Origin of the sequence: Streptomyces sp. NPDC038707 (assembly GCF_040636485.1) — a bacterium.
In the GTDB taxonomy this organism is placed as follows: Bacteria; Actinomycetota; Actinomycetes; order Streptomycetales; family Streptomycetaceae; genus Streptomyces.
The window spans coordinates 54321-77886 of the sequence record NZ_JBEZUP010000037.1 but is presented as its reverse complement, the minus strand read 5'-3'; the positions used below and the strand labels follow the sequence as shown (position 1 = coordinate 77886).

The following is a 23566-nucleotide window of genomic DNA, read 5'->3' as shown; positions in this document are numbered from 1 at the left end:
GGGCGGACGCCGTACCGGTGGCCGTGCTTCCGGCGGGCGTGGAAAGGCGCGTGCCGCTTCCGGCGGCAACCAGGACACCGCGGCCATCCGCGCCGGCCGCCTGTACGGCGGTCCGGCGCGGGCCGGTTCACGGTGACGTCGGCGGCGCCGACGGCGGTCCTCAGTGGGCGCCGAGTCCGCCCCCGCCGAACGAGCCGCTGGAGCCCTTGCTCCAGCGCGGGCGCTCCTTCGACGCGCTCGGCCGGCTGTCCATGTTCGTCAGGTCGTACGGGGTGAGCGGACGCTCGCCCTTGGAGATCCGCGGTATCTCCGCGGACTCCCTGTTCTGCCGGACCTCGCGCACCGGCCCGCCCGGCGGCATCTTGGGCTGCTCTTCAGGGCGCGGGCGCGGGGACTCGCGGTAGCGGACGCGGGAGGTCATCCAGAAGCCGCCGCCTAGCAGCGCGAGGAGCGCCAGGGCGATCAGGAACAGTCCGAGGCTCATGAGCCCGCTCGGCGCGGCCAGCTGCATCGATGCGATGTTCATACAAGAGGGATACCCCTCACTAAAGGTGATGAATCCGGACATTAAGGGCGGGTGGTGGTGTGGCGAGGAGTGTCCGGAACCCTGGCCGTCCTTTCCGGGGTCGTGGTTTGCGCCCGCCCGCCCCGGCTACTCGAACGCCGTGACATCGCCGACTTCCCAGCAGCTCTACCGGTTCCTGGAGGACCGTTTCACTTGTGCCCAGGCGTGCACGGAGTGCGCCCGGGCCTGTGCCGTGCGGGCGAGTCTGGTCGACCCGGACGGCACCGAGCACCAGGAGCGCGTGCGCAGGCTGGGCATCATGTGTGCCGAGGCGTGCGACGCCACTTGCCGGGTGCTGAGCGAGGAGAACCAGCAGGACGAGGAGGGCATCAGGGCCCGGGTGGACTGGTGCCGGTCGGTCTGCCTCGAGTGCGCCCGCGCGTTCGACGAGCATCCCGGCGCCGAGTCGGCCGCGGCCAGCTGCCGGGCCTGTGCCGACGCCTGCGCGGACTTCCTGGAACTGCTCGGCTGAGCACCGTGACCCCGCCGTCCGGGCTCACCGTCGAGGCGGCGCGGGCCGGCGTGCCGCTGTCGCTGCCGCTGGTGGCGCAGCACACGGTCCGCACCGGGTGTGGCCGGCCCCGCGCCCCGACCCCGATGCGCCGCGCGAGGGCATCACCGCGCCGCCGGTGCCGTCCTGCGCCGACCCCTTTGCACTCGGCGCAGGGGACCCGTCCCTGGGGGCGGGCACGACGCGGACCTGACCGCGCCCGGGCCCCCGCGGCGACCTCTTCGCCCCCGTGAGACCCGCGCTACGCCACCGCGCCGGCCACGGAACCCGGGCGTACGACCACGGCCGGGGAATCCGTTCCGGTCGCGGCCGTGAGCCCGTACGGCCCGGACCTCTCCGAGAAGGCACGGTGTCGCCCGCCCGTATCCGGTTTTCGATACGCCGGCGATAAGGCACCGGCTCGTAGCATGAGGCCATGCGTGTGTTAGTCGTCGAGGACGAGCCCTACATGGCAGAGGCCATCCGCGACGGGCTGCGCCTCGAAGCGATCGCGGCCGACATCGCCGGGGACGGCGATACCGCTCTGGAACTGCTGAGCACCAACGCTTACGCCATGGTCGTCCTCGACCGGGACATCCCCGGACCCACCGGTGACGAGATCGCCAGGCACATCGTCGCCTCCGGCAGCGGCATGCCGATCCTCATGCTGACCGCTGCCGACCGGCTCGACGACAAGGCCACCGGGTTCGAGCTCGGCGCCGACGACTACCTCACCAAACCCTTCGAGCTGCGAGAACTCGTGCTCAGGCTCAGGGCACTCGACCGCAGACGGGCCCACAACAGACCACCTGTGCGAGAGATCGCAGGCTTATGTGTGGACCCCTTCCGCCGCGAGGTCTACCGCGAGGGCCGCTACATCGCGCTCACCAGGAAGCAGTTCGCCGTGCTCGAGGTCCTCGTCGCGGCCGAAGGCGGTGTCATCAGCGCGGAGGAGCTGCTGGAGCGAGCGTGGGACGAGAACGCGGACCCCTTCACCAACGCGGTGCGCATCACGGTCTCGGCCCTGCGCAAACGTCTCGGCGAACCCTGGCTGATCGCCACCGTGCCCGGGGTCGGGTACCGCATCGACACAGGAGCGGACGGCGATGGCCGGGCCACACGGGGATAGGCGTCAGGGGCTGAGCGTCCGCCTCAGACTCACCCTCAGCTACGCCGGGTTCCTCGTGGTCGCGAACGCCGCGTTGCTTGCCGCCGTGTGGGTGTTCCTGCTGCGGGGAAGGTCGGAAACCCTTGACGTCCCCGATCGGTCCGACTTCCTGCGCGCCCTCGACCCGGGCAATTTCGGCCCGGTCGTGTTCGTCCCGGCAGGGATCCTGGTGCTGGCGTTCTTGCTGCTGTTCGGTCTCGTGGGCGGGTGGATCCTGGCCGGCCGGATGCTCACCCCGCTGGTGCGCATCACCGACGCCACCCGCAGGGTGGCGAACGGGCCGCACTTCCACCGGATACGCCTGCCGGGCCGCCGCGACGAGTTCCGCGAACTCGCCGACTCCTTCGACACGATGCTCGCGCGGCTCGAAGCCCACGTCGCCGAGCAGCAGAGATTCGCGGCCAATGCCTCTCATGAACTGCGCACCCCGCTCGCGGTCACACAGGCGCTTCTCGACGTGGCCCGCAACGATCCGGACCACGACATCCGCGAACTCGTCGAGCGCCTGCGCGTGGTCAACAGCCGGGCCATCGGCCTCACTGAGGCACTGCTCCTGCTCAGCCGCGTCAACCAGCGGTCCTTCACCAGGGAACACGTCGACTTGTCCCTCATGGCGGAAGAAGCCACGGAAACGCTCCTGCCCTTGGCGGAAAAGCACGGCATCACCATCGAGACCTCGGGCGACACGAGCATCACCCTCGGCTCACCGGCGCTCCTGCTGCAGCTGACCACGAACCTCCTGCACAACGCGATCGGCCACAACCTGCCCGACCAGGGCGCCGTATGGGTGACCACCGGCGTCCGCGCCGACACTGCCGTACTCACTGTCGAGAACACCGGCGAAAAGCTCACCCCGCGGTCGGTCGCGACACTCACCGAGCCGTTCCAGCGCGGTACCGAACGCCTGCACACCGGACACGCGGGTGTCGGCCTCGGCCTGGCGATCGTCAAGAGCATCACCCAGGCACACGACGGAACCCTCACCCTCACCCCCCGCCCCGCCGGCGGACTGCGCGTCACGGTGCGACTGCCCGCCGCGTCAGCGCACACACGGACCGACGACGAGCGGACCTGACGAACGTGACAGTCCGCTGCCTGCCCGCCTGCCCGCCTGCCCGCTGCCTGCCTGCCTGGCGCGGCCGCCCGCACCGTGACGGCCGCCGCTTTCCCGCCCGCTCCGCCTCCCGCCCGCCGAGTTGCCCGACCGGCGGGCCGGCTCAGCCTCGACGGGACATGTAGACGTCGAATGCCTTGTAGAGCAGGCGGTTCAGCGGCAGATCCCATTCGCCCAGATACTCCACGGCTTTGCCACCGGTGCCGGCCTTGAACCGGATCAGGCCCACGTGCGGGGAGTTCTTGTCCACGGTGTCGGTGATGCCACGCAGGTCGTAGACCGTGCATCCGGCGGCCAGAGCATCGGTGAGCATCCTCCACTGCACGGCGTTCGACCCGCGTACCTCCCGTTTGGCCGTGGCGGAGGCGCCGTAGCTGTACCAGGCGTGTCCGCCGACCCGGATCCGGATGGCAGAGGCGACGAGGTCGCCTTCGTGGTGGGCGAGATAGAGGCGGATACGGTCCTTGTCCTCGGCCGACAGCGCCTCGAACATGGCCGGGAAGTAGCCGAACGGCCGCGGGATGAAGCGATCACGTTCCGCGGTCTCGAGGTAGACCCGGTAGAAGTCCGGCAGGTCCTCGACACCACCCTGGGTCACGGTGACGCCCGCTCTGCCGGCCTTCTTGATGTTGCGCCGCCAGAGCTGGTTCATCCCCTTCAGGAGCTGATCTTCGTCCTTGCCGGCCAACGGGACCTGGAAGACCCAGCGCGGCTGCCCGGCGGAGAATCCCTCTTCTTCCCTGGGCGGGCGCCAGCCCAGATCCCGCAGCTGGACGCGTGCCCGGGCGGCGGCTTCGTCGACCGTGTCCGGCGGTACGTCGCCGAGCCTGGTGATCCCGGGGTCGGCGATCGCGGCCTTGACCGTCTCAGCACTCCAGGTGCGGGCCACCGCCGTCGCCCCGATGCGTATGGCGAAGGCACCGGAGCGCTTGAGGTGGTCCACGAGCGGGCCGAGCCAGCCGGCCAGATCGTCCGAGGCCCAGTCGATCACCGGGCCTTCGGGCAGGTACGCCAGCGACGACTTGGACCCGGGCAGCCGCCGGTACAGCACCAGGCCGGCGCCGACCAGTCGACCGCGGTCGTCGAACCAGCCCAGCGACTGCGACCCCCACTCACGCTTCACCGACGCCCAGGCCGGGGTCTGCAGGAAACTCACCGCGGGCTGGGCCGCGTTGAACGCGGCGTGTTCGCCCGCGGTGATGACCCGTACCCGGAAAGTCACAGCCGCTCCTGCCTGTCGTTCCCAGGTCGGTCCGCCGGCGCGGCGGGGGATCCGGACACGAGCGCGGCGGCGACCTCGTCCAGACGCGCCCCGCGGGAGCCCTTGACGAGCACCACATCGCCGGTCGTGAGCCGACCGCGCAGCCACTCGACGGCCGCGGCGTTGTCGGCCGGCGCCACCGCCCGCTCCCCGGCGCCGTCGGCGAGCGGCCGTGAGCCGACCGCGACCACCACGTCGGCCCGCGAGGCGGCGTACTCCCCGATGGCGCGGTGCGCGGCCTCGCCGCCGTCACCGAGTTCGAGCATCTCGCCGAGGACGGCGATGCGGCGCCCGCCCTCGATCGCCGCCAGCGCGTCCAGGGCGGCACGGGCCGAGTCGGGGTCGGCGTTGAAGGAGTCGTCGAGCAGCGTCGCGCCGCCGGCGAGGTCACGCAGCTCCAGGCGCCACTTCGACAGCGAGACCGCGGGCAGCGCCGCCGCGGCCGCGTCGAGGGGAACACCGGCCGCCAGCCCCGCCGCCGCGGCAGCCGCCGCGTTGAGCGCCTGGTGCGTGCCCACGACCGGCAGGGTGACCGGAGCCAGGGCGGTGGCGGTCCGCAGGGTGAAGGACGGCCGGGCCAGCCGGTCCAGCACCACGTCGAGTACGCGCACGTCGGAGTGTTCCGCCCCGCCGAAGGTCAGCACCGGACGGTCGGTGAGCGAGCGCATCGCGGCCACCCGGGGATCGTCGGCGTTCAGGACCGCGGTGCCGCCGGGCGCGAGACCCCGCACCAGCTCGCTCTTGGCCCGCGCGATCGCCTCGCGCGACCCGAGGGAGCCGAGGTGGGCCTGGCCGACGTTGAGGACGACACCGACGTCGGGCGCGACCAGGCCGGTGAGTGCGGCGATGTCACCGGTGCGGCGCACGCCCATCTCGAGGACGAGGAAGCGGGTGGCCGCGTCGGCGCGCAGCATGGTGAGGGGCACGCCGAGCTCGTTGTTGAGCGAGCCGGCCGTGGCGATCGTCGGCGCGGCGCTCGACAGCACGGCCGCCAGCAGGTCCTTGGTGCTGGTCTTGCCGCGGGATCCGGTCACCCCGACCACGGTCAGCCCGTCGCGCAGCCGTGCCACGACGTGGGCGGCGAGCGCCTGCAACGCGGCCTCGGAGTCCTCGACGACGACGGTCGGCAGCGCCGTGGGCCGGGAGCCGAGCACAGCCACCGCGCCGGCCCGGCCGGCCTGGACGGCGTAGTCGTGGCCGTCGGCGTGTCTGCCGGCCAAGGCGACGAAGAGACCGCCCGGTCCGGCCTGCCGGCCGTCGAGCACGGCCGGCGCGGTCACCGTCACGGCGTCGTCGCCCGCGACCCTCCCGCCGACCACCGCGGCGATCTCGCCGAGGCTGAGCGGGATCACGTCCGGACCGCGCGAGGACGGGCGAAGCGCATCGCGTCCCGGGCGCTCGCCCGGACGGCGAGCGGAGGCGGGCCGGCGGAGTGGAGGAGGGCAGGGGCTGGTTCGCTGGTACTCATGCCCTCCAGTCAAGAGAGCGTGATGTCGCCGGGGCGTATGCGGTTTCCGATACGCCGACGACATGGTGCCGGCCCCCCTGCGGGGGTGGCACTCGTCCTCGAAGGGCAGGACGGGCATCGTCGCGGGCTCGGGGCGGCCGGCCTGTCGTCGGCGTATCGGAAAACACATACGCTTCGGCAACGGCACGCTCTCTTGTCTGGAAGACATGAGTTCCAGTGGTCCGACACGAGCGGCGGTGCGCCGCACCCGAGCACCGGCGTCGTCCTCACGGGCCGTCCCGGCGACGGGAATCACGGTCTATGGATGCGAGCATGATGAGGCCCTCCTCTTCCGGGAGATGGCACCTCGCTTCGGCGTGGTGCCGACCCTCACGGAGGAAGCGGTGTCCGAAGCCACCGTCGGCCTGGCGGCCGGGAACCGGTGCGTCAGCATCGGCCACAAGACGCGCGTCACCCGTGCCACGCTCACCGCACTGAGCCGGGCCGGTGTGGAGTACCTCTCCACGCGAAGCGTCGGGCGCGACCACATCGACGTGAGCTACGCGCAGAGCGTCGGTATCTCCGTCGGGAACGTGGCGTATTCCCCCGACAGCGTTGCCGACTACACGTTGATGCTGATGCTGATGGCCGTGCGCCACGCGAAGGCCACCGTCCGCCGCACCGACGCCCACGACTACCGGCTGAGTGAGACACGCGGCAGAGAGCTGCGCGACCTGACGGTCGGAGTGGTCGGCACGGGGCGCATCGGCACCGCGGTCATCGACCGGCTGCGCGGCTTCGGCTGCCGCGTGCTCGCCCACGGCGGTCACCCCGGCCCCGCGGCGGGTCACACGCCGATCGACGAGCTGTTCCGGCACAGCGACATCGTCACGCTGCACACCCCGCTCACCGCGGAAACCCGCCACCTCGTCGACCGCCGGCGCATCGAGCGGATGAAACGCGGCGCGTTCATCGTCAACACCGGACGGGGGCCGCTCATCGACACCGAAGCCCTGCTGTCCGCACTGGAAAGCGGCAGGTTGGGCGGCGCGGCGCTGGACGTCCTCGACGGCGAGGAAGGAATCTTCTACACCGACTGCCGGAACAAGCCCATCGGGAACCGCTCGCTGCTGCGACTGCAGGAGCTGCCGAATGTGTTCATCAGCCCCCACACGGCGTATTACACCGACCGCGCGCTGAGCGACACCGTCAGGAACACCCTCGTCAACTGCCTCGACTACGAAAGCGGAAAAATATGGAAAGGCTGAAGATAGGCATCGTCTTCGGGGGATCTTCCGAAGAACACCCCGTCTCCGTCAAGTCCGCCCAGGAGGTCGCGAAGAACCTCGATACCGATGCCTACGAGCCGTACTGGATCGGCATCACGCGGTCCGGTTCCTGGAAGCTCTGCGCATCGCCCGACGCGGACTGGGAGAACGGCGGCGCCCGTGCGGCCGTGCTGTCGCCCGACCGAAGCGTCCACGGACTGCTCGTGCTGGAACAGGGACGATGCGAAGTGATCCGTCTGGACCTGGTGCTGCCCGTCCTGCACGGCACGCTCGGCGAGGACGGGGCGATCCAGGGACTGCTGGAACTCTCCGGCATCCCCTATGCCGGCTGCGACATCCAGAGCTCCGCCCTCTGCATGGACAAATCCCTGACCTACACCATCGCGAGGAGCGCGGGAATCGCCACGCCGGATTTCTGGGTGGTCGCGGCGGACGAGAAGGTCGACGCCGGCCGGCTTCCTTATCCCGTCTTCGTGAAGCCGGCCCGTTCGGGCTCGTCGTTCGGCGTCAGCAAAGTCGCGGGAGAGGAGGACCTGCCGAGTGCGCTGGAGGCCGCACGGCGGTACGACTCGAAGGTCCTGATCGAGGAGGCCGTGGCCGGGAGCGAGATCGGCTGCGCGCTCCTGGGGGAACCGTCCGGCCCGATCACGGGCGAGGTGGACCGCGTAGCCCTCTCGCACGGGTTCTTCAGGATCCACCAGGAGGACTCGCCCGAGACCGGTTCGGAGAACTCGACGTTCATCGTTCCCGCCGACATCTCCGAAGAAGCGCGCCGGCTCGTCCAGGAGAGCGCCAGGACCGTCTACCGCGCGCTGGGCTGCCAGGGACTCGCCCGCGTGGACATGTTCCTCAAGGACGACGGCCAGGTGGTCCTCAACGAGGTCAACACCCTCCCAGGCATGACCTCCTACAGCCGCTACCCCCGCATGATGGCCGCCGCGGGCCTGCCGCTTTCCGAGGTGATCGACCGGCTCGTGTCGCTGACACTGCACCGAAGAATGCGATGAACGACGACTTCGTGTACCTGGACGAGCTGGTGCCCGGAATCCGGTGGGATGCCAAGTACGCCACCCCGGACAACTTCACCGGAAAGCCGGTTGACGGATATCTGGCGAACCGGATAATCGGCACGAGAGCTTTGTGCACGGCCCTGGGGCACGCGCGCGAAGAAGCCGCGCCCCTCGGCTTCGGTCTGCTCGTCTGGGACGGATACCGGCCGCAACGCGCCGTCGACTGCTTCCGGCGCTGGTCGGAACAGCCGGAGGACGGCCGGACGAAGCAGCGCCACTACCCCCGTATCGACAGGTCCGAACTCTTCGGCAAGGGATACGTGGCCGCCAGGTCAGGGCACAGCCGCGGCAGCGCCGTCGACTTGACCCTCTACAGCCTCGCCACCGGAGAAGACGTCCGCATGGGCGGCGGCCATGACCTCATGGACCCGATCTCACATCACGGAGCAAGCGGAACAACGCCCGCCGAAGCGAAAAACCGCGAGCATCTCTGCTCCATCATGGAGAAATGCGGATTCGTTCGCTACACCCGTGAGTGGTGGCACTACACGCTGAAAAGCGAGCCCTATCCAGATGTTTATTTCGACTTTCCCGTCACATGACCGAAGCCTCCCTTACGTCTCGCAATGGGGAAGCCTGGACAGGAACGACGAGGTCGTCATACGGCGTGCCGCCGCATCGAGGCTCGACGTCTTCCTGGGGCGCATCGATCCGTCGCACCCGCACGACTGGGCCTCCGACGGATACCGCTCGTGCGAGGAGTACCTCTTCTGGTCCCGGAAAGTCTGCGGCTTGGCATGTCTGCAGTCCCTGCTTTATGGCTGGACGGACATCCGGCTGCCGATGCGCGAACTCCTCTCGCAGGCCCTCGACTGGGGGTGCTACGTGGTGGAACCCCCGGGCAAGGTCCGAGGACTGATCTACAGGCCGTTCATGGACTGGGTCGGCTCGCAATTCGGATTCGCCTGCCGACTGGTCGAGAACACGCCGATCCAGGAATCCGCCCGGGCGGTGCGCCCCGGGCGAGTCCTGATCGCTTCGGTGTCTCCCGAGATTCGCGACCCGAGCACCCGCGAACCGCGACGGGGAGGGCATCTCGTGCTGGTTCACGAGGTCCACGGCGGGACGGTGCGGTTCCATGATCCGTCGGGCTACTCCCACAACGCGGCCTCCGCCGCGCTGCCCCTGCACGTCTTCGAGCGCTTCCACGCAGGACGAGGGATCCTGGTCGGCGCGCCACCGTGAGGCGAGGCGACCCGGCGCGCCCGCGGAGGCGCGGGCGGGCAAGCGCGGTCCGCGAGCCGGCCGCACCCGGCGCGGACGAGGCCCGGCAGGCCTCGACGAGCCGCGCCGCTGCCGCGGGTGCACCGCGCGGGGGCCGGCCCCGCTCCGCATGTCCCGTGCCGCTCGGGCCTCCCGCTCACCGGCGCCCGGGCCGACCGGTGGACGGCCGAACGCCGGGCCGGCGCCCGGCCGGCGGGGCCCCGCCCCGGAGACCGTGCCGGCGAGCCGCGCGGAACCGGCCGCCTGCTTTCGAACAGGTGCGCCGGACGCGCTCGCGGCCGGTGCCGGCGCGGGGCCGGCCGGGAGCCGCCGGAGGCCCGGCCGGGAGCCGCCGGCGCGATCCGGGGCCGGTCCCGCTCTGGCCGTCGTGGATCAGGGCGTGCTACGAAGGACCATGTCCGCGAACGAGCCGACCCGCGCCTACGACACCGTGATCGTCGGCGGTGGCCACAACGGCCTGGTCGCCGCCGCCTACCTGGCCCGGGCCGGCCGCTCCGTGCTGGTACTGGAACGGCTGGACCGCTCCGGTGGCGCCGCGGTCTCCGCCCGCCCGTTCAGCGGCGTCGACGCCCGGCTGTCCCGGTACTCCTACCTGGTCAGCCTGCTGCCGCGGAAGATCGTGCGCGACCTGGGCCTGGACTTCCGGATCCGTCCGCGCACCATCTCCTCGTACACCCCGGTGGAGCGGGCGGGCCGGTCCACCGGGCTCCTGGTCGGCGGCGGTGAGGAACGTACCCGGGAGGCGTTCGCCCGGCTGACCGGCGGCGACCGCGAGTACACCGCCTGGCGGCGCTTCTACGCCATGACCGGCCACGTCGCCCGGCGCGTCTTCCCCACGCTCACCGAACCGCTGCCCGGCCGGGAGGAGTTGCGCCGCCGCATCGACGACGAGGCGGCCTGGCGGGCCCTGTTCGAGGAGCCGGTCGGTGTCGCCATCGAGGAGGCGTTCGCCGACGACCTGGTACGCGGCATCGTCCTCACCGACGCGCTCATCGGCACCTTCGCCGACGCCCACGACCCCACGCTGGTCCAGAACCGCTGCTTCCTGTACCACGTCATCGGCGGCGGCACCGGCGCCTGGGACGTGCCCGTCGGCGGCATGGGCGCGCTGACCGACGCGCTGGCCGCCGCGGCCCGCTCGGCGGGGGCGCGCATCGCCACCGGGCACGAGGCGGTCCGGATCGACACCGACGGACACACCGCCGAGGTCACCTACCGCACGGCCGACGGCGAGGGCACCGCCGCCGCCCGGCACGTCCTGGTGGGCGCCTCCCCGCACGCACTGGCCGCCCTCACCGGCGACGTGGCGCCCGAGCCCGCGGAAGGCGCCCAGCTCAAGGTGAACATGCTGCTCACCCGGCTGCCCCGGCTGCGCGACGCCCGCACCGACCCCCGCGAGGCGTTCGCCGGCACCTTCCACATCGCCGAGGGCTACCGGCAACTGGCCACCGCCCACGCCGAGGCCGCCGCCGGCCGGATCCCGGCCGCCCCGCCGTCGGAGATCTACTGCCACTCCCTGACCGACCCCACCGTCCTCGGCCCCCGCCTCGCCGAGCGCGGCTGCCACACCCTCACCCTGTTCGGCCTGCACACCCCGGCCCGCCTCTTCGACCGGGACAACGACGCCGTACGCGAGGAACTGCTGGCGGCCACCCTCGCCCAGCTCGACGCCCATCTCGCCGAGCCGCTCGCCGACTGCCTGGCCACCGACGCCGACGGCCGCCCCTGTATCGAGGCGAAGACCCCGCTGGACCTCGAACGGGACCTGCGGCTGCCCGGCGGCCACATCTTCCACGGGGCCCTGTCCTGGCCCTACGCCCAGCGGGAAACGGGCCGTTGGGGCGTGGAGACCCGGCACGCCAACGTCCTGCTGTGCGGGGCGGGCGCGGTGCGCGGCGGCGGGGTGAGCGGGGTGCCGGGGCACAACGCCGCGATGGCGGTACTGGAACGCGGCGGCCGTGCCCGGCTCAGCCGGCCGAGCGCTGCCAGCCCACCGCCGTGATCCGTGCCGCGTCCGCGGGCCGCGCCCCGTCGAACAGCACCGCACCGTCCGACTCGACGCGCAGCGCGTCCACGTACGCGCCCCGTCCCACGTACCGCGTGTCGGTGCCGTACCGCCAGCGCAGCACCAGGCGCGCCCCGGCCGGCAGTTCCGCGGCCACCCGGTGCCAGACACGGCCCGACCAGCCGGACACCGTCCCCGTGGGGTGGTCCTCGGGACCGGTGCCGCGCCGGGTGGTGGTGAAGGGCACCGGTCGCCAGGTGGCGCCGCCGTCCGTGCTGGCCTCCAGCACCACCTGATCGGTGCCGGGTTCGGTGTCCCACCACAGGGCACAGCGCAACCGGGCCGCACCCGGGGAGGTGTCCAGCTCGGGAAGCGTGAGCGTGGCCACAGTGGCGTTCGCCATCCCCGAGAACCAGGCCGTACGGCCCCGCGCCGGGCGGACCGGCACCGCGCGGGCCAGCCGGTCGCCCGCCGCCACCCGGGGCGCGGAACCGGAACGCCAGGTGCGCACCGGATGCACGGAGTTGCCGAGCACCACCAGGAACGAGTCGGTCGAGGGGTCCAGCACGAGCGAGGTGCCGGTGAAACCGGTGTGGCCGGCCGTGCGCGGGGTGGCCATCGCCCCCATGTACCAGTGCTGGTACAGCTCGAAGCCGAGGCCGTGCGCGTCGCCGGGGAAGGCCGTGTTGAAGTCGGTGAACATCAGGTCCACCGACTCCGGCCGCAGGATGCGGCTCGGGCCGTAGCGGCCGCCGTTGAGCAGGGCCCGGCCGAGGACCGCGAGGTCCCAGGCGCGGGAGAACACCCCGGCGTGGCCCGCGACACCGCCCAGCGCGTACGCGTTCTCGTCGTGCACCTCGCCCCACACCAGCCCGCGGTCCAGCCCGGACCAGGGCGGGCGGGCGTCCTCGGTGGCCGCGATCCGCGGCTTCCAGGACGCGGGCGGGCGGTAGCGGGTCCCGTCCAGGCCGAGCGGACCGGTGATCTCCTCGTGCAGCAGCACGTCCAGCGGACGCCCGGTGACCGTCTCCAGGACCAGCCCCAGGGTGATCAGGTTCAGGTCCGAGTACAGGTACGCGGAGCCCGGCGGGCTGACGGGGGCCTCGTTCCAGACGAGCCGCAGCTTCTCCTCGTACGTCGGCGCCGTGTACAGCGGCAGCCACGCCCGCAGCCCCGAGGTGTGCGTGAGCAGTTGACGGACGGTCACCTCCTGCTTGCCGGCGCGGCCGAAGTCCGGCAGGTACGCGGCGACCGCGCCCTCCAGGTCCAGCGCGCCCCGCTCGATCTGCTGCACGGCGAGGAGCGAGGTGAACAGCTTGGAGACCGAGGCCAGGTCGAACACGGTGTCCCGGGTCATCGGGAGTTGCCGCTCGGGTGGCAGCTCGACGCCCGTGTCGGTCTTCTCGTCGTACGCGCAGTAGCGCACCGCCATGCCGATCGGCTCGTGCAGGGCCACCGTGCCGCCGCGCCCGGCGAGCAGCACGGCGCCCGCGTACCACGGGTGCCGGGGGGAGGGGGAGAGGAACGCCTCGGCGTCCGTGACGAGTTGCCGCACCTGTGCGGGCAGCAGTCCCGCGCGTTCGGGGGAGCCGTGGCGCAGGGTGGTGCGGCGGCCGGACACGGCGGGCGCGGCGGCGGCCGGTCCCGCCGGGAACCCGCCGAGGGCCAGGACACCGCCCGCGGCCAGGGAGCCCACGACGAGCCGCCGACGGGACGGCCCGCCCGCTCCTGTGCCTGCCAGGTCGTCCGTCATCGTCCGCGGCCTCCCGCCTGAGAGCATCGTTCCGGACCCACCCCGCACCGTGAAACCTTCCTGTCGGGCCAGGGGCGTGTCAACGGGGCGCGAGGCCGCGGGTGCCGGAAGTTCCGCACGCCCGGGTGCTTGACCCGCCCCCGGTGGCATGCCGAGGATCCTGAGGCATGACGCAGGGACAGGGCAGCACGGTCGACGGAGTGCTGCGGCGCAGCGCCCGGCGCACCCCGGCGCGGATCGCCGTCGAGTACGGCGACCGGGTGTGGACCTACGAGGAACTGGACGACGCCGTCTCCCGTGCGGCCTCGCTGCTGCGCGCCGACGGGCGCGCGCCCGGCGACCGGGTCGCCGCATACGGCCACAACTCCGACGCCTATCTGATCGCCTTCCTCGCCTGCGCCCGCGCGGGCCTGGTCCATGTGCCGGTCAACCACCATCTCACCGGCGACGACCTGGCCTATGTCCTCGGCCAGTCCGGCAGCACCCTCGTCCTCGCCGACCCCGGCCTCGCCGGGCGGCTCCCGGACGGCACACGGACGCTGCCGCTGCGCGACACCGGCGACTCGCTGCTCGCCCGGCTCCCCGGGGCACCACCGTACGACGGCCCCGAACCCGGCTCCGAGGACCTGGCGCAGCTGCTGTACACCTCCGGCACCACCGCCCTGCCCAAGGGCGCGATGATGACCCACCGCGCCCTGGTGCACGCCTACCTGAGCGCCATCACCGCCCTCGACCTGCGGGCCGGCGACCGGCCGGTGCACGCGCTGCCGCTGTACCACTCCGCGCAGACGCATGTGTTCCTGCTGCCCTACCTGGCGGTCGGCGCGACGAACCTCATCCTGGACGCGCCCGACGGGGACCGGCTGTTCGACCTGATCGAAGCCGGCCGGGTGGACAGCCTGTTCGCCCCGCCGACGGTCTGGATCGCCCTGGCGGGCCGCCCGGACTTCGCCGACCGGGACCTGTCCGGGCTGCGCAAGGCCTACTACGGCGCGTCGGTCATGCCGGTCCCGGTGCTGCGGCGCCTGCGCGAGCGCCTGCCGCACCTCGCCTTCTACAACTGCTTCGGCCAGAGCGAGATCGGCCCGCTGGCCACGGTCCTCGGCCCGGACGAGCACGACGCGCGACCGGAATCCTGCGGACGCCCCGTCCTGTTCGTCGACGCGCGGGTGGTGGACGCGGACGGCGAGGACGTCCCCGCCGGGGTGCCCGGCGAAGTCATCTACCGCTCCCCGCAGTTGTGCGAGGGCTACTGGGACCGGCCCGAGGAGACCGCCGAGGCGTTCCGCGGCGGCTGGTTCCACTCCGGGGACCTCGCGGTGCGCGACGCCGAGGGGTACCTCACCATCGTGGACCGGGTGAAGGACGTCATCAACTCCGGTGGTGTCCTGGTGGCTTCACGCCAGGTCGAGGACGCGCTCTACACCCACGAGGCGGTCGCCGAGGCCGCCGTCATCGGCCTGCCCGACGAACGGTGGATCGAGGCCGTCACAGCGGTCGTCGTCCCGCGTGCCGAGGTGACGGAGGGTCAGCTCATCGCCCATGTGAAGGACAGGATCGCCCCGTTCAAGGCGCCCAAACGGGTCGTGTTCGTCCCCGAGCTGCCACGCAACGCCAGCGGCAAGATCCTCAAGCGCGAACTGCGCGAACGGTTCCGCGGCGTCCCGGCCTCCGGTCACTGAACAGGTGACCCCGGCCGGCCGGCGGCCCGGCGGCGCAGGGCCGCCTTCTTCGCGCGGTTGCCGCAGGTGTCCATCGAGCACCAGCGCCGGGTGCCCGGCCGCGAGGTGTCCAGGAACAGCGCCCCGCACGCGGCCCCCGCGCAGTCACGCACCCGGTCCACGGCCGGGGAGGTGACCAGCTCCAGCGCGTCCCGGGCGACGAGGGCCAGCGTGGCGCGCACCGGATCCCCGGCGTGCCAGGCCAGCCGGCCCGAAGCGGTCAGCGCGGGGACGGGCACGGGGTGGGCCGCGGCCTCGTTGACCAGGGCGCGCGTCCGCGCGTCCGGCATGCCGCCGGTGCGGGCCGCGCCGATCAGCCGGTGGATCTCCTCGCGCAGCTCCCGCGCCGCACGCACCAGGCCGTCCGTCGCGTCACCGGCTTCGGCCGGGCAGGGGCCCAACTGCCGTACCCAGGCGGCCAGCGCCCCGGCGTCGGACAGCTCCTCCACGGCCTCGGCCGTGCCCCGGTAGCGCAGCGTCCGGGCGAAGTCCAGGCACAGGCGTCCCGCGCCCTGGCGGAAGCGGATGGTCGTCGGCACCCCCTCACCCTACAAGGGGAACCGGTTTGACTGGTACCGTGCGGGAACCGTTCGAACCGGTTCCCGAAGAGGTGTCCGCGTGTCCGCGTCCCCCGCACCGCCCACCCCGCCGCGCCGGGTGATCCTCGTGCTGGCGCTCGCCTGCGGCGTGAGCGTCGCCACCATCTACTTCCCGCAGGCCATCAGCGCGCTGATCGCCGCCGACCTGCACGTGTCGGCGGGCGAGGCGGCCCTCGTGGTGACCGCGGCCCAGTTCGGTTACGCGGGCGGCGTCTTCCTGCTGGTCCCGCTCGGCGACCGGCTGCCGCACCGCCGGCTGATCGTCACCCTGCTCGCCCTGACCGCGGCCGGCCTGCTCCTCGCCGGAGCCGCGCCGACCCTGCCCGTCCTCGTCGCCGCGAGCGCCGCCACCGGCGTCACCACGGTCGTCCCGCAGATCATCATCCCCATGACCGCCGGACTCGTGCCCGCCGAACGGCGCGGCGCCGTCACCGGCACCCTGCTCAGCGGACTCATCGGCGGCATCCTGCTGGCCCGCACCTTCAGCGGCACCCTCGGCGAATGGCTGGGCTGGCGCGCCCCCTACCTCACCGCCGCGGCCCTCATCCTCGCCCTCGCCCTGCTGCTCGCCCGGGTGGTGCCGGACACCACACCCACGTCCCGGCAGCCGTATCCCGCACTCATATCCGCCCCGCTGCGCCTGCTGCGCGAAGAACCCGACCTGCGCCGCTCCTGCCTCTACCAGGCGACCGTCTTCGCCGGCTTCAGCGCCGCCTGGACCGCGCTCACCCTCCTGGTGACCGGGCCGACGTACGACATGGGTGCCCAGACCGTGGGCGTGCTCGGACTCGTGGGTGCCGCGAGCATGTTCTGCACGCCCCTGGCCGGACGCGCGGCGGACCGCCGTGGACCGGACGCGGTGAGCCTGTGGTGCCTGCTCGGGGCGATCGGCTCGGCGGGGGTGCTGGTCCTCGGCGGCACGGGCGGCACCGCCGGGCTGGTCGTGCTGGCCGGCGGCATGCTGCTCCTGGACGTGGCCGTGCAGGGCGGCCAGGTCGCCAACCAGGCCCGCAACTTCGCCCTCCGGCCAAACGCCCGCGCCCGCGTCAACACCGCCTACATGACCTGCGCGTTCCTCGGCGGCAGCGCCGGATCCTGGCTCGGGGTACGGGCGTACGGCGGACTGGGCTGGCCGGGGGTTTCGGGGCTGGTCGCCCTGACGGCCGTGATCGCGCTCACCCGGCACCTGACCCGGCCGCGGGTGCCGGCCGCACCGGCCGAGAGCGCGGTGACGCCGAGCAAGGTGCCCTGAGGACGGCTGGATCCGCGGCGCACACCCGCTGCGCGCCGGCCCTTCCTATTCCCCGTCCCGGGGCCGCAGGTCCACGATCCGGCGGATCTTGCCCACCGAGCGCTCCAGCGACTCCGGTTCCACGATCTCCACGGCGGCCGACACCCCGATGCCGTCCTTGATCGCCGTGGCGACGGCCCGGGCCGCCGCCTCCCGCACCTCCGGCGACGCGTCCGGGCGCGCCTCGGCCCGGACGGTCAGCGCGTCGAGGCGGCCCTCGCGGGTCAGCCGCAGCTGGAAGTGCGGCGCCACCCCGGGCGTGCGCAGCACGATCTCCTCGATCTGGGTCGGGAAGAGGTTCACCCCGCGCAGGATCACCATGTCGTCACTGCGCCCGGTGATCCGCTCCATCCGCCGGAACACCCGGGCCGTGCCCGGCAGCAGCCGGGTCAGGTCACGCGTCCGGTACCGGACGACCGGCATGGCCTCCTTGGTCAGCGAGGTGAACACCAGCTCACCCCGCTCGCCCTCCGGCAGCACCTCCCCCGTGACCGGGTCCACGATCTCCGGGTAGAAGTGGTCCTCCCACACATGGAGCCCGTCCTTGGTCTCCGCGCACTCCTGGGCGACACCGGGACCGATCACCTCGGACAGCCCGTAGATGTCGACGGCGTCGATCGCGAACCGCTCCTCGATCTCCCGCCGCATCGGCTCGGTCCACGGCTCGGCCCCGAACACGCCCACCCGCAGCGACGTGCCGCGCGGATCCACGCCCTGCCGCTCGAACTCGTCCAGCAGGGTCAGCATGTAGGACGGGGTCACCATGATGACCGACGGTTCCAGATCCAGGATCAGCCGCACCTGCCGGGCCGTCATGCCCCCGGACGCGGGGACGACCGTACAGCCCAGGCGCTCGGCACCATAGTGGGCGCCCAGGCCACCGGTGAACAGCCCATAGCCGTAGGCCACATGGACGACGTCACCGGGCCGCCCGCCCGCCGCCCGGATCGACCGCGCCACCAGGTCGGCCCACAGGGACAGGTCGCGGTCGGTGTAGCCGACCACCGTGGGCCGGCCCGTGGTGCCGCTGGAGGCGTGCAGCCGGCGGAGCCTCTCCCGGGGGACGGCGAACATGCCGTACGGATAGTTCGCCCGCAGGTCGGCCTTGGTGGTGAACGGGAAGCGTGCGAGGTCGGCGAGTGTGCGGCAGTCCTCCGGGCGGACGCCGGCCTTGTCGAAGGACTCCCGGTAGAACGGCACGTGCTCGTACGCGTGCCGCAGCGAGGCGCGCAGCCGCTCCAGTTGGAGTGCCCGCAACTCCTTCGCCCCGAGCCGCTCGCCCGCGTCGAACAGATCCGCCACATCCGTCATCGGTACGTCTCCCTGGCCGACCGCACATTCCGGACGACCGATCATTCGGTCGTTGTCGCTGGGGCCAGTAATTCAGGCCACCCGGCCTCCGGGCAAGAGTGCGGCGGAATTTTCCCGGCGCGAGGCGGACCGGCCCGGCGGCGGACCATGCGTTCCGGACCTTCCCGGCCCGCGCCCAGCGCCTGATCACCGCCCGCGTCCACGGCGGGAGCCTCGCCCTCGCCTTCGAAAAACAGTCGGAAACCCACGCCCTGGGGACCCCGGCCGCATATGGCTCGTCGGCTCCCGGCCCCTCCGGCACGACCCGGCCGGGCACGACCGGCGCGTCACCGGGAAGATCGCGCCCGTATGCCCTGTCCGCCGTAGCGGCCGGTCGCTAGGCTGACCCGCGGACGACGAACCGGGAGGAGCACGGACGTGGCCGAGAGCACCACCCAGCGGCAGCCGCTCACAGGCTGGGACAAGCCGGAACTGGACCTCAGCAAGGCCGACTGGCAGTCCAGCAGCCGAGGGCTGGGCGATGTCCAGATCGCCTTCGTCGAGGGCTTCATCGCGATGCGCAACAGTGGCCGGCCGGAGAGTCCGTCGCTGATCTTCACCCCCGCGGAATGGGGTGCCTTCGTCTCCGGCGCGCGTGAAGGCGAGTTCGATCTCACCTGAACCGGGGGTGTCGAGCCCGGATTTCCGGACACGTGACCGGCAGCGCCCCGTCCGGGGCCGGACCTGAGCCAGGCTGGCCCCAGCAAGGGGAAGGTCGTGTTCCGGAGGTGAGAGGGATGAACACTGCGCCGGTCATCGCCGCGGTCGACGGATCCGCGGACAGCCTGCGCGCCCTGGACTGGGCCCTGGACGCCGCCCGCCGCCGCGCGGCACCGCTGCGCGTGGTGCACGTACGGCAGTACGCCGCCTGGGGCCAGGCCGGGGTACTGGTCGCCGGACCGCCCGACACCGAGGACGACCCGGTGCTCGACGAGGTGCGCACCCGGCTCGGGGACCACCCCGGGAATCCGGCCGTGGAGTACGTCGCCCTGGACGGCGTCCCCGGCGCCGTCCTGCCCGAACTGGGCGACGACGCCCAGCTGCTGGTGCTCGGCTCCCGGGGCCGCGGCGGCTTCGCCAGCCTGCTGCTCGGCTCCAACGGCCTCGCCGCCGCCCGGGACGCCCGCTGCCCCGTGGTCGTCGTGCCCCCACCCGGCCGCGAGGTGCACGGCGAGGGGCCGGCCGCACCCGGGCCCCGGGTGGTCGTCGGACTGCACGCCGACGGCCCCGACGACACCGTCCTCGGCTTCGCCTTCACCGAGGCCGCCCTGCGCCACGCCCGGCTCCAGGTGATCGCCGCCTACCCGTGGCCGGCGCAGGCCTGGTCCGCGCCCGGCCAGCCGATGCCGCCCCCGGTCGACCAGGACGCCGTGGCGGAGGAGACCCGCGCCCTCGCCGACGGCTTCCTGGCCCCCCACCGCGAGCGGCACCCCGAAGTCCGCGCCACCGCCGAAGCGTTGCCCGGCGACGCGGCCGGCCACCTGGTCGCCGCCTCCAAGGACGCCGACCTGGTGGTCGTCGGCCGCCACCGGCGGCGGCTCCTCGCCCCGGCCCGCATGATGGGCTCGGTCACCCAGGCCGTACTGCTGCACACCGCGAGCCCCGTCGCGGTGGTACCGCCGGCCCCGCACCCGGAACAGGACCGGGAAACGGCGCCTTAGCAGACCGCACGGCGCTCCGCAATCCCTCCCGGGCCGACTGACGCGTCGCCGGCTGTGGGGCGCGACTCCATGGTGTCCGGACACACCCCCACCTACGGTTCCGCCACCCCCACCGCTCCCGGCACCACCCGCGCGGGAGCGGCCGGGGCCCGTGAGTCCAGTGAAGGAGCCGCCATGCCCCTGCCCCCGCTGCGCGGAACCCCCGGAACGCGGCCGCGCGCCCGGCTGCTGCCCCGCTTCCTGCCCCGCCTGCTCGCCGTCCTCGCCGTCGTCCTCGGCACCGCGATCGCCGCCCCCGCACCCCAGGCCCGCGCCGCCGTCACCCTCACCAGGGTGAGCGACTTCGGGTCCAACCCGGGTGCCCTCACCATGTACGTGTACCGGCCCGTCACCCTGCCGGCCCACCCCGCGGTGGTGGTGGCCCTGCACGGCTGCACCCAGAACGCCCAGGTCTACGCCGACAACTCCGGGCTGCCCCGGCTCGCCGACGAGGACGGCTTCCTGCTGGTGTTCGCCGAGACCGGCACCGCCAACAACGTGAACAAGTGCTTCAACTGGTTCCAGTCCGGCGACAACCGGCGCGGCCAGGGCGAGGCCCTGTCCGTCCGGCAGATGGTGGGCCACGCCGTCACCGCCTACGGCGCCGACCCGGGCCGCGTCCACGTCACCGGCCTGTCCGCCGGCGGCGCCATGACCGCGGTCCTGCTCGCCGCCTACCCCGACGTCTTCTCCGCGGGCGCGGTCGTCGCCGGGCTGCCCTACGACTGCACCCGGGAGACCAGCCCCTACACCTGCATGAACCCCGGCGTCGACCGCAGCCCCGCCGACTGGGCCCAGCGGGTGCGCGACGCCTACCCCTCGTACACCGGGCCCTGGCCGCGCACGGCCATCTGGTACGGCGACCGGGACACCACCGTCGTCCCGCGCAACGCCACCGAACTGCGCGACCAGTGGACCGCCCTGCACGGCCTGTCCCAGACACCCACCCGGAGCGCGGACATCGGACCGGACGCCACCCGGCAGGACCAGTACCTGGCCGCCGACGGCACCGTGGCCGTCGAGGTCGACCGGGTGCCCGGCATCGGCCACGGCACCCCGGTCGACCCCGGCACCGGCGCCGAGCAGTGCGGTGGCACCGGCGCCCCGTACTTCCTCGACTCCCTCTGCTCCAGCCGCTGGATCGCCCGCTTCTTCGGCCTGGACACCACCGCCCCGGGCGATCCGGACCCGGGCGACCCCGGCCCCGCCGCCTGCTGGACGGCGAGCAACTACGCCCACGTCCAGGCGGGACGGGCCACCACCACCGGTGGCTACGCCTACGCCGTCGGCTCCGGCCAGAACATGGGCCTGTACAACACGTTCGTCACCCACACCCTGAAGGAGTCACCCACGGGTTACTTCGCCCTCGCCGACAGCGGCTGCCCCTGACCGTACGTCAGCGGCCCTCCCTGGCCGCCGTGGTGGCCGGCACCGGCGAAAGGGCCGCCATCATGGCGGCCCCACACATGTCCGGGCCGCCCACACCACCCCTAGCCTCCAGCGCGTCCCCAATCCGCCGGAGGAACCGCATGCTTCCCCACCGCACAGCACACCGTGCCCGACGCTCCCCGCTGGGCGCCCTCTCACTCGCCGCCGTCTGCGCCCTGCTGGCCACCCCGGTCACCCCGGCCGGTGCGTCACCCGCCGGCCCCGGAAACCCGGACGCCCACTGCGCCGGACGCGCCCTGGTGCGCGTCCCCGGCGCCGCCCACCAGCGCGCCGACTGCCTGGACGAGCTGACCACCGCCGGCACCGCGGCCTCCGGCCACACCGACCCGGCCGACTACGCGGGCCTCACCCCCAAGGACCTGCCCACCCCCACCGGCGTCCCCGGCATCCAGATCGACGGCTACTTCCCGGACACCTCCACCACCAACACCAACCACGGCTGGCACCACGACTCCCAGTTCGTGATCCGGCTGCCCGACCACTGGAACGGCGGCCTGGTCGTCGCGGGCACCCCCGGCAACCGCGAGCAGTACGCCAATGACCGGGCCGTCGCCGACTGGGTCCTCGCCCGCGGCTACGCCTACGCCGCCACCGACAAGGGCAACACCGGCCCGGCCTTCTTCCGCGACGGCCGCCGGCCCGGCGACGCCATCGCCGAATGGAACGCCCGCCTCACCCAGCTCACCCGCGCGGCCCGCACCGTCGTCACCCAGCGCTACCGCAGGCCCCCCGCCCGCACCCTCGCCACCGGCCTGTCCAACGGCGGCTACCTCGTCCGCTGGCAGTTGGAACACCACCCGGAGCTGTACGACGGCGGGGTCGACTGGGAGGGCACCCTCTGGCGCGCCGACGGCCCGCACCCGCTCACCTTCCTGCCGGCCGCCCTGCGCCACTACCCCGTCTACGCCGCCGGCGGCCCCCGGGCCGCCGAGGCCGCGGCGGCGATGCACCGGGCCGGCTACCCGGCCGGCTCCGAGTTCCTGTGGCCCTACCACCACCAGGTCTACTGGGACCTCACCCAGCGCCTCTACCGCGAGGAACTCGACCCCGGCTACGACGGCGCCACCGAGGCGGGCACCCCCTACTGCGCCTCCGGCACTCCCGCCTGCGACGCCGACTACGCCTACCCGGCCCGCCCGGCCGCCGTCCACCGGGCGGTCGCCCGCGTCGCCCTGACCGGCCGCATCGGCAAGCCCCTGATCACCCTCCAGGGCACCCTCGACGTCCTGCTCCCGATCACCCAGGACTCCGACGTCTACGCCCGCATGGTCCAGGCGGCCGGCCGCGGCTCCCTGCTGCGCTACTACCGCATCGAGGGCGGCACCCACACCGACTCCCTGGCCGACGCCTTCCCGGACCGGCTGCGCCCCATGGTGCCCTGCCACCGCGCCGCCTTCACCGCCCTGGAACGCTGGACCGCCGGGGCGGGCCGCCCGCCCGCGAGCCGCACGGTCGCCCGCCCGGCCGGCGCGGACCCCGCCACCCTGCTCACCGCATGCCCGCTGCGCTAGCCGGTCCGCCGGGCGCCCACGGGTCACCCGGCGGACCACGGGCACGTACCATGGCCGCATGTCGTTCCTCCGCCGCCGCAGCGCGACCCCTGCCGGACCCGACTTCGACGTGCTGGCCATGGACCCGGGCGACTGGCCGGGCAATCTCGGCGCCGGCCTGCTGCCCGCCCCCGACGGCACCTGCCAGGGCGTCTTCCTGCGCTACGACCTGTTCGGCGGACGCGGCCCCGCCATGATCATCGGCAACCTCCCGGAGGGCTCCCCGGCCCGCGACGTGGCCGAGGGCGAGATCCCCTTCGAGGTGGGCCAGCTGCTGCTGGCGCTGGAGAACGACGAGGAGGTCACCGTCGTCGGCACCGAGGACACCCCGGTGCTCCAGGGCGACAACCTCCTCATCGTGCGGCGGCTGAAGCTCTCCGAGAGCCGGATCTCCTGCGTCCAGTTCGACCGCAGCGACGGCGTCCTGGTGACCATCGCCGCCTGGGACCGGCCCATCACCGACGACCTGTACGCCCTGCTGAAGCCGCTCCCGGCGGAACTGTTCCAGCAGGGCTGAGAC

The 23566-nt window shown here is 73.0% G+C and carries 21 protein-coding genes and 1 pseudogene; 16 read left to right on the top strand and 6 right to left on the bottom strand.

Annotation, left to right across the window (positions count from 1 at the left end; genetic code table 11):
- Nucleotides 1-94, top strand: a pseudogene (locus tag AB0E62_RS33495) (Lsr2 family protein); the annotation flags it as partial.
- A 66-nt stretch (nt 95-160) separates the two neighbouring features.
- Here the strand turns inward: AB0E62_RS33495 and AB0E62_RS33490 are convergent.
- Complete coding sequence (locus AB0E62_RS33490; protein ID WP_362202511.1) at nt 161-526, bottom strand: DUF6479 family protein; 366 nt, start codon at nt 524-526, stop codon at nt 161-163.
- A 139-nt stretch (nt 527-665) separates the two neighbouring features.
- Here AB0E62_RS33490 and AB0E62_RS33485 point away from each other — a divergent pair, with 139 nt between their 5' ends.
- The 3 genes from AB0E62_RS33485 (at nt 666) to AB0E62_RS33475 (ending at nt 3298) form a co-directional block, all read left to right on the top strand.
- A complete protein-coding gene (locus tag AB0E62_RS33485) occupies nt 666-1037 on the top strand; it encodes a ferredoxin (protein WP_362202508.1) in 372 nt (123 codons plus the stop codon).
- A 454-nt stretch (nt 1038-1491) separates the two neighbouring features.
- A complete protein-coding gene (locus AB0E62_RS33480; RefSeq protein ID WP_362202505.1) occupies nt 1492-2184 on the top strand; it encodes a response regulator transcription factor in 693 nt (230 codons plus the stop codon).
- Entirely contained in the window at nt 2162-3298 is a 1137-nt protein-coding gene (locus AB0E62_RS33475; RefSeq protein ID WP_362202502.1) for a HAMP domain-containing sensor histidine kinase, read from the top strand. The genes AB0E62_RS33480 and AB0E62_RS33475 overlap by 23 nt, the downstream gene beginning before the upstream one ends.
- A 142-nt stretch (nt 3299-3440) precedes the next feature.
- Here the strand turns inward: AB0E62_RS33475 and AB0E62_RS33470 are convergent, their stop codons facing one another.
- Both AB0E62_RS33470 and murF read right to left on the bottom strand, forming a co-directional pair.
- A complete protein-coding gene (locus tag AB0E62_RS33470) occupies nt 3441-4559 on the bottom strand; it encodes a peptidoglycan bridge formation glycyltransferase FemA/FemB family protein (RefSeq protein ID WP_362202499.1) in 1119 nt (372 codons plus the stop codon).
- A complete protein-coding gene (gene murF / locus AB0E62_RS33465) occupies nt 4556-5950 on the bottom strand; it encodes a UDP-N-acetylmuramoyl-tripeptide--D-alanyl-D-alanine ligase (protein WP_362202496.1) in 1395 nt (464 codons plus the stop codon). The genes AB0E62_RS33470 and murF overlap by 4 nt, the downstream gene beginning before the upstream one ends.
- Before the next feature lie 178 nt (nt 5951-6128).
- On the opposite strand from murF, the gene AB0E62_RS33460 reads away from it, so the two are divergent.
- The 5 genes from AB0E62_RS33460 to AB0E62_RS33440 all read left to right on the top strand — a co-directional run bounded on the left by AB0E62_RS33460 (nt 6129) and on the right by AB0E62_RS33440 (nt 11630).
- Nucleotides 6129-7313, top strand: a complete 1185-nt coding sequence (locus AB0E62_RS33460; RefSeq protein WP_362202493.1) for a D-isomer specific 2-hydroxyacid dehydrogenase family protein — start codon at nt 6129-6131, stop codon at nt 7311-7313.
- The gene (gene vanA / locus AB0E62_RS33455; RefSeq protein WP_362202490.1) at nt 7301-8341 is read left to right on the top strand and encodes a D-alanine--(R)-lactate ligase; all 1041 of its coding nucleotides are present in this window, start codon (nt 7301-7303) and stop codon (nt 8339-8341) included. The genes AB0E62_RS33460 and vanA overlap by 13 nt, the downstream gene beginning before the upstream one ends.
- A complete protein-coding gene (gene vanX / locus AB0E62_RS33450) occupies nt 8338-8946 on the top strand; it encodes a D-Ala-D-Ala dipeptidase VanX (protein WP_362202487.1) in 609 nt (202 codons plus the stop codon). Before vanA ends, vanX begins: the two co-directional genes overlap by 4 nt.
- Entirely contained in the window at nt 8918-9589 is a 672-nt protein-coding gene (locus AB0E62_RS33445) for a hypothetical protein (protein ID WP_362202484.1), read from the top strand. The genes vanX and AB0E62_RS33445 overlap by 29 nt, the downstream gene beginning before the upstream one ends.
- Before the next feature lie 433 nt (nt 9590-10022).
- A complete protein-coding gene (locus tag AB0E62_RS33440; protein WP_362202481.1) occupies nt 10023-11630 on the top strand; it encodes an NAD(P)/FAD-dependent oxidoreductase in 1608 nt (535 codons plus the stop codon).
- On the opposite strand, the gene AB0E62_RS33435 is transcribed toward AB0E62_RS33440, so the two are convergent.
- The gene (locus tag AB0E62_RS33435) at nt 11596-13386 is read right to left on the bottom strand and encodes a serine hydrolase (RefSeq protein WP_362202478.1); all 1791 of its coding nucleotides are present in this window, start codon (nt 13384-13386) and stop codon (nt 11596-11598) included. The two genes, AB0E62_RS33440 and AB0E62_RS33435, sit on opposite strands and share 35 nt — an antisense overlap.
- A 167-nt stretch (nt 13387-13553) precedes the next feature.
- Here AB0E62_RS33435 and AB0E62_RS33430 point away from each other — a divergent pair, with 167 nt between their 5' ends.
- Nucleotides 13554-15068: an acyl-CoA synthetase gene (locus AB0E62_RS33430; protein ID WP_362202475.1), complete on the top strand. Its 1515-nt coding sequence runs from the start codon at nt 13554-13556 to the stop codon at nt 15066-15068.
- On the opposite strand, the gene AB0E62_RS33425 is transcribed toward AB0E62_RS33430, so the two are convergent.
- Nucleotides 15062-15646 (bottom strand): ABATE domain-containing protein, encoded by a 585-nt coding sequence (locus tag AB0E62_RS33425; RefSeq protein WP_362202472.1) that lies wholly within the window; start codon nt 15644-15646, stop codon nt 15062-15064. The two genes, AB0E62_RS33430 and AB0E62_RS33425, sit on opposite strands and share 7 nt — an antisense overlap.
- 79 nt (nt 15647-15725) lie before the next feature.
- On the opposite strand from AB0E62_RS33425, the gene AB0E62_RS33420 reads away from it, so the two are divergent.
- Nucleotides 15726-16958, top strand: a complete 1233-nt coding sequence (locus AB0E62_RS33420) for an MFS transporter (protein ID WP_362202469.1) — start codon at nt 15726-15728, stop codon at nt 16956-16958.
- 45 nt (nt 16959-17003) lie between these two features.
- On the opposite strand, the gene paaK is transcribed toward AB0E62_RS33420, so the two are convergent.
- Nucleotides 17004-18308: a phenylacetate--CoA ligase PaaK gene (gene paaK, locus AB0E62_RS33415; RefSeq protein ID WP_362202466.1), complete on the bottom strand. Its 1305-nt coding sequence runs from the start codon at nt 18306-18308 to the stop codon at nt 17004-17006.
- Between the two features lie 417 nt (nt 18309-18725).
- Here paaK and AB0E62_RS33410 point away from each other — a divergent pair, with 417 nt between their 5' ends.
- The 5 genes from AB0E62_RS33410 to AB0E62_RS33390 all read left to right on the top strand — a co-directional run bounded on the left by AB0E62_RS33410 (nt 18726) and on the right by AB0E62_RS33390 (nt 23563).
- Nucleotides 18726-18968 (top strand): DUF397 domain-containing protein, encoded by a 243-nt coding sequence (locus tag AB0E62_RS33410; RefSeq protein WP_362202463.1) that lies wholly within the window; start codon nt 18726-18728, stop codon nt 18966-18968.
- A 116-nt stretch (nt 18969-19084) separates the two neighbouring features.
- Nucleotides 19085-20008: a universal stress protein gene (locus AB0E62_RS33405; RefSeq protein ID WP_362202460.1), complete on the top strand. Its 924-nt coding sequence runs from the start codon at nt 19085-19087 to the stop codon at nt 20006-20008.
- 174 nt (nt 20009-20182) lie between these two features.
- The gene (locus tag AB0E62_RS33400; RefSeq protein WP_362202457.1) at nt 20183-21436 is read left to right on the top strand and encodes a PHB depolymerase family esterase; all 1254 of its coding nucleotides are present in this window, start codon (nt 20183-20185) and stop codon (nt 21434-21436) included.
- A 140-nt stretch (nt 21437-21576) separates the two neighbouring features.
- Nucleotides 21577-23007, top strand: coding sequence for a tannase/feruloyl esterase family alpha/beta hydrolase (locus AB0E62_RS33395; RefSeq protein ID WP_362202454.1), 1431 nt, complete (start codon nt 21577-21579; stop codon nt 23005-23007).
- Between the two features lie 58 nt (nt 23008-23065).
- A complete protein-coding gene (locus tag AB0E62_RS33390) occupies nt 23066-23563 on the top strand; it encodes a hypothetical protein (RefSeq protein ID WP_030783931.1) in 498 nt (165 codons plus the stop codon).
- Nucleotides 23564-23566: the final 3 nt, after the last annotated feature.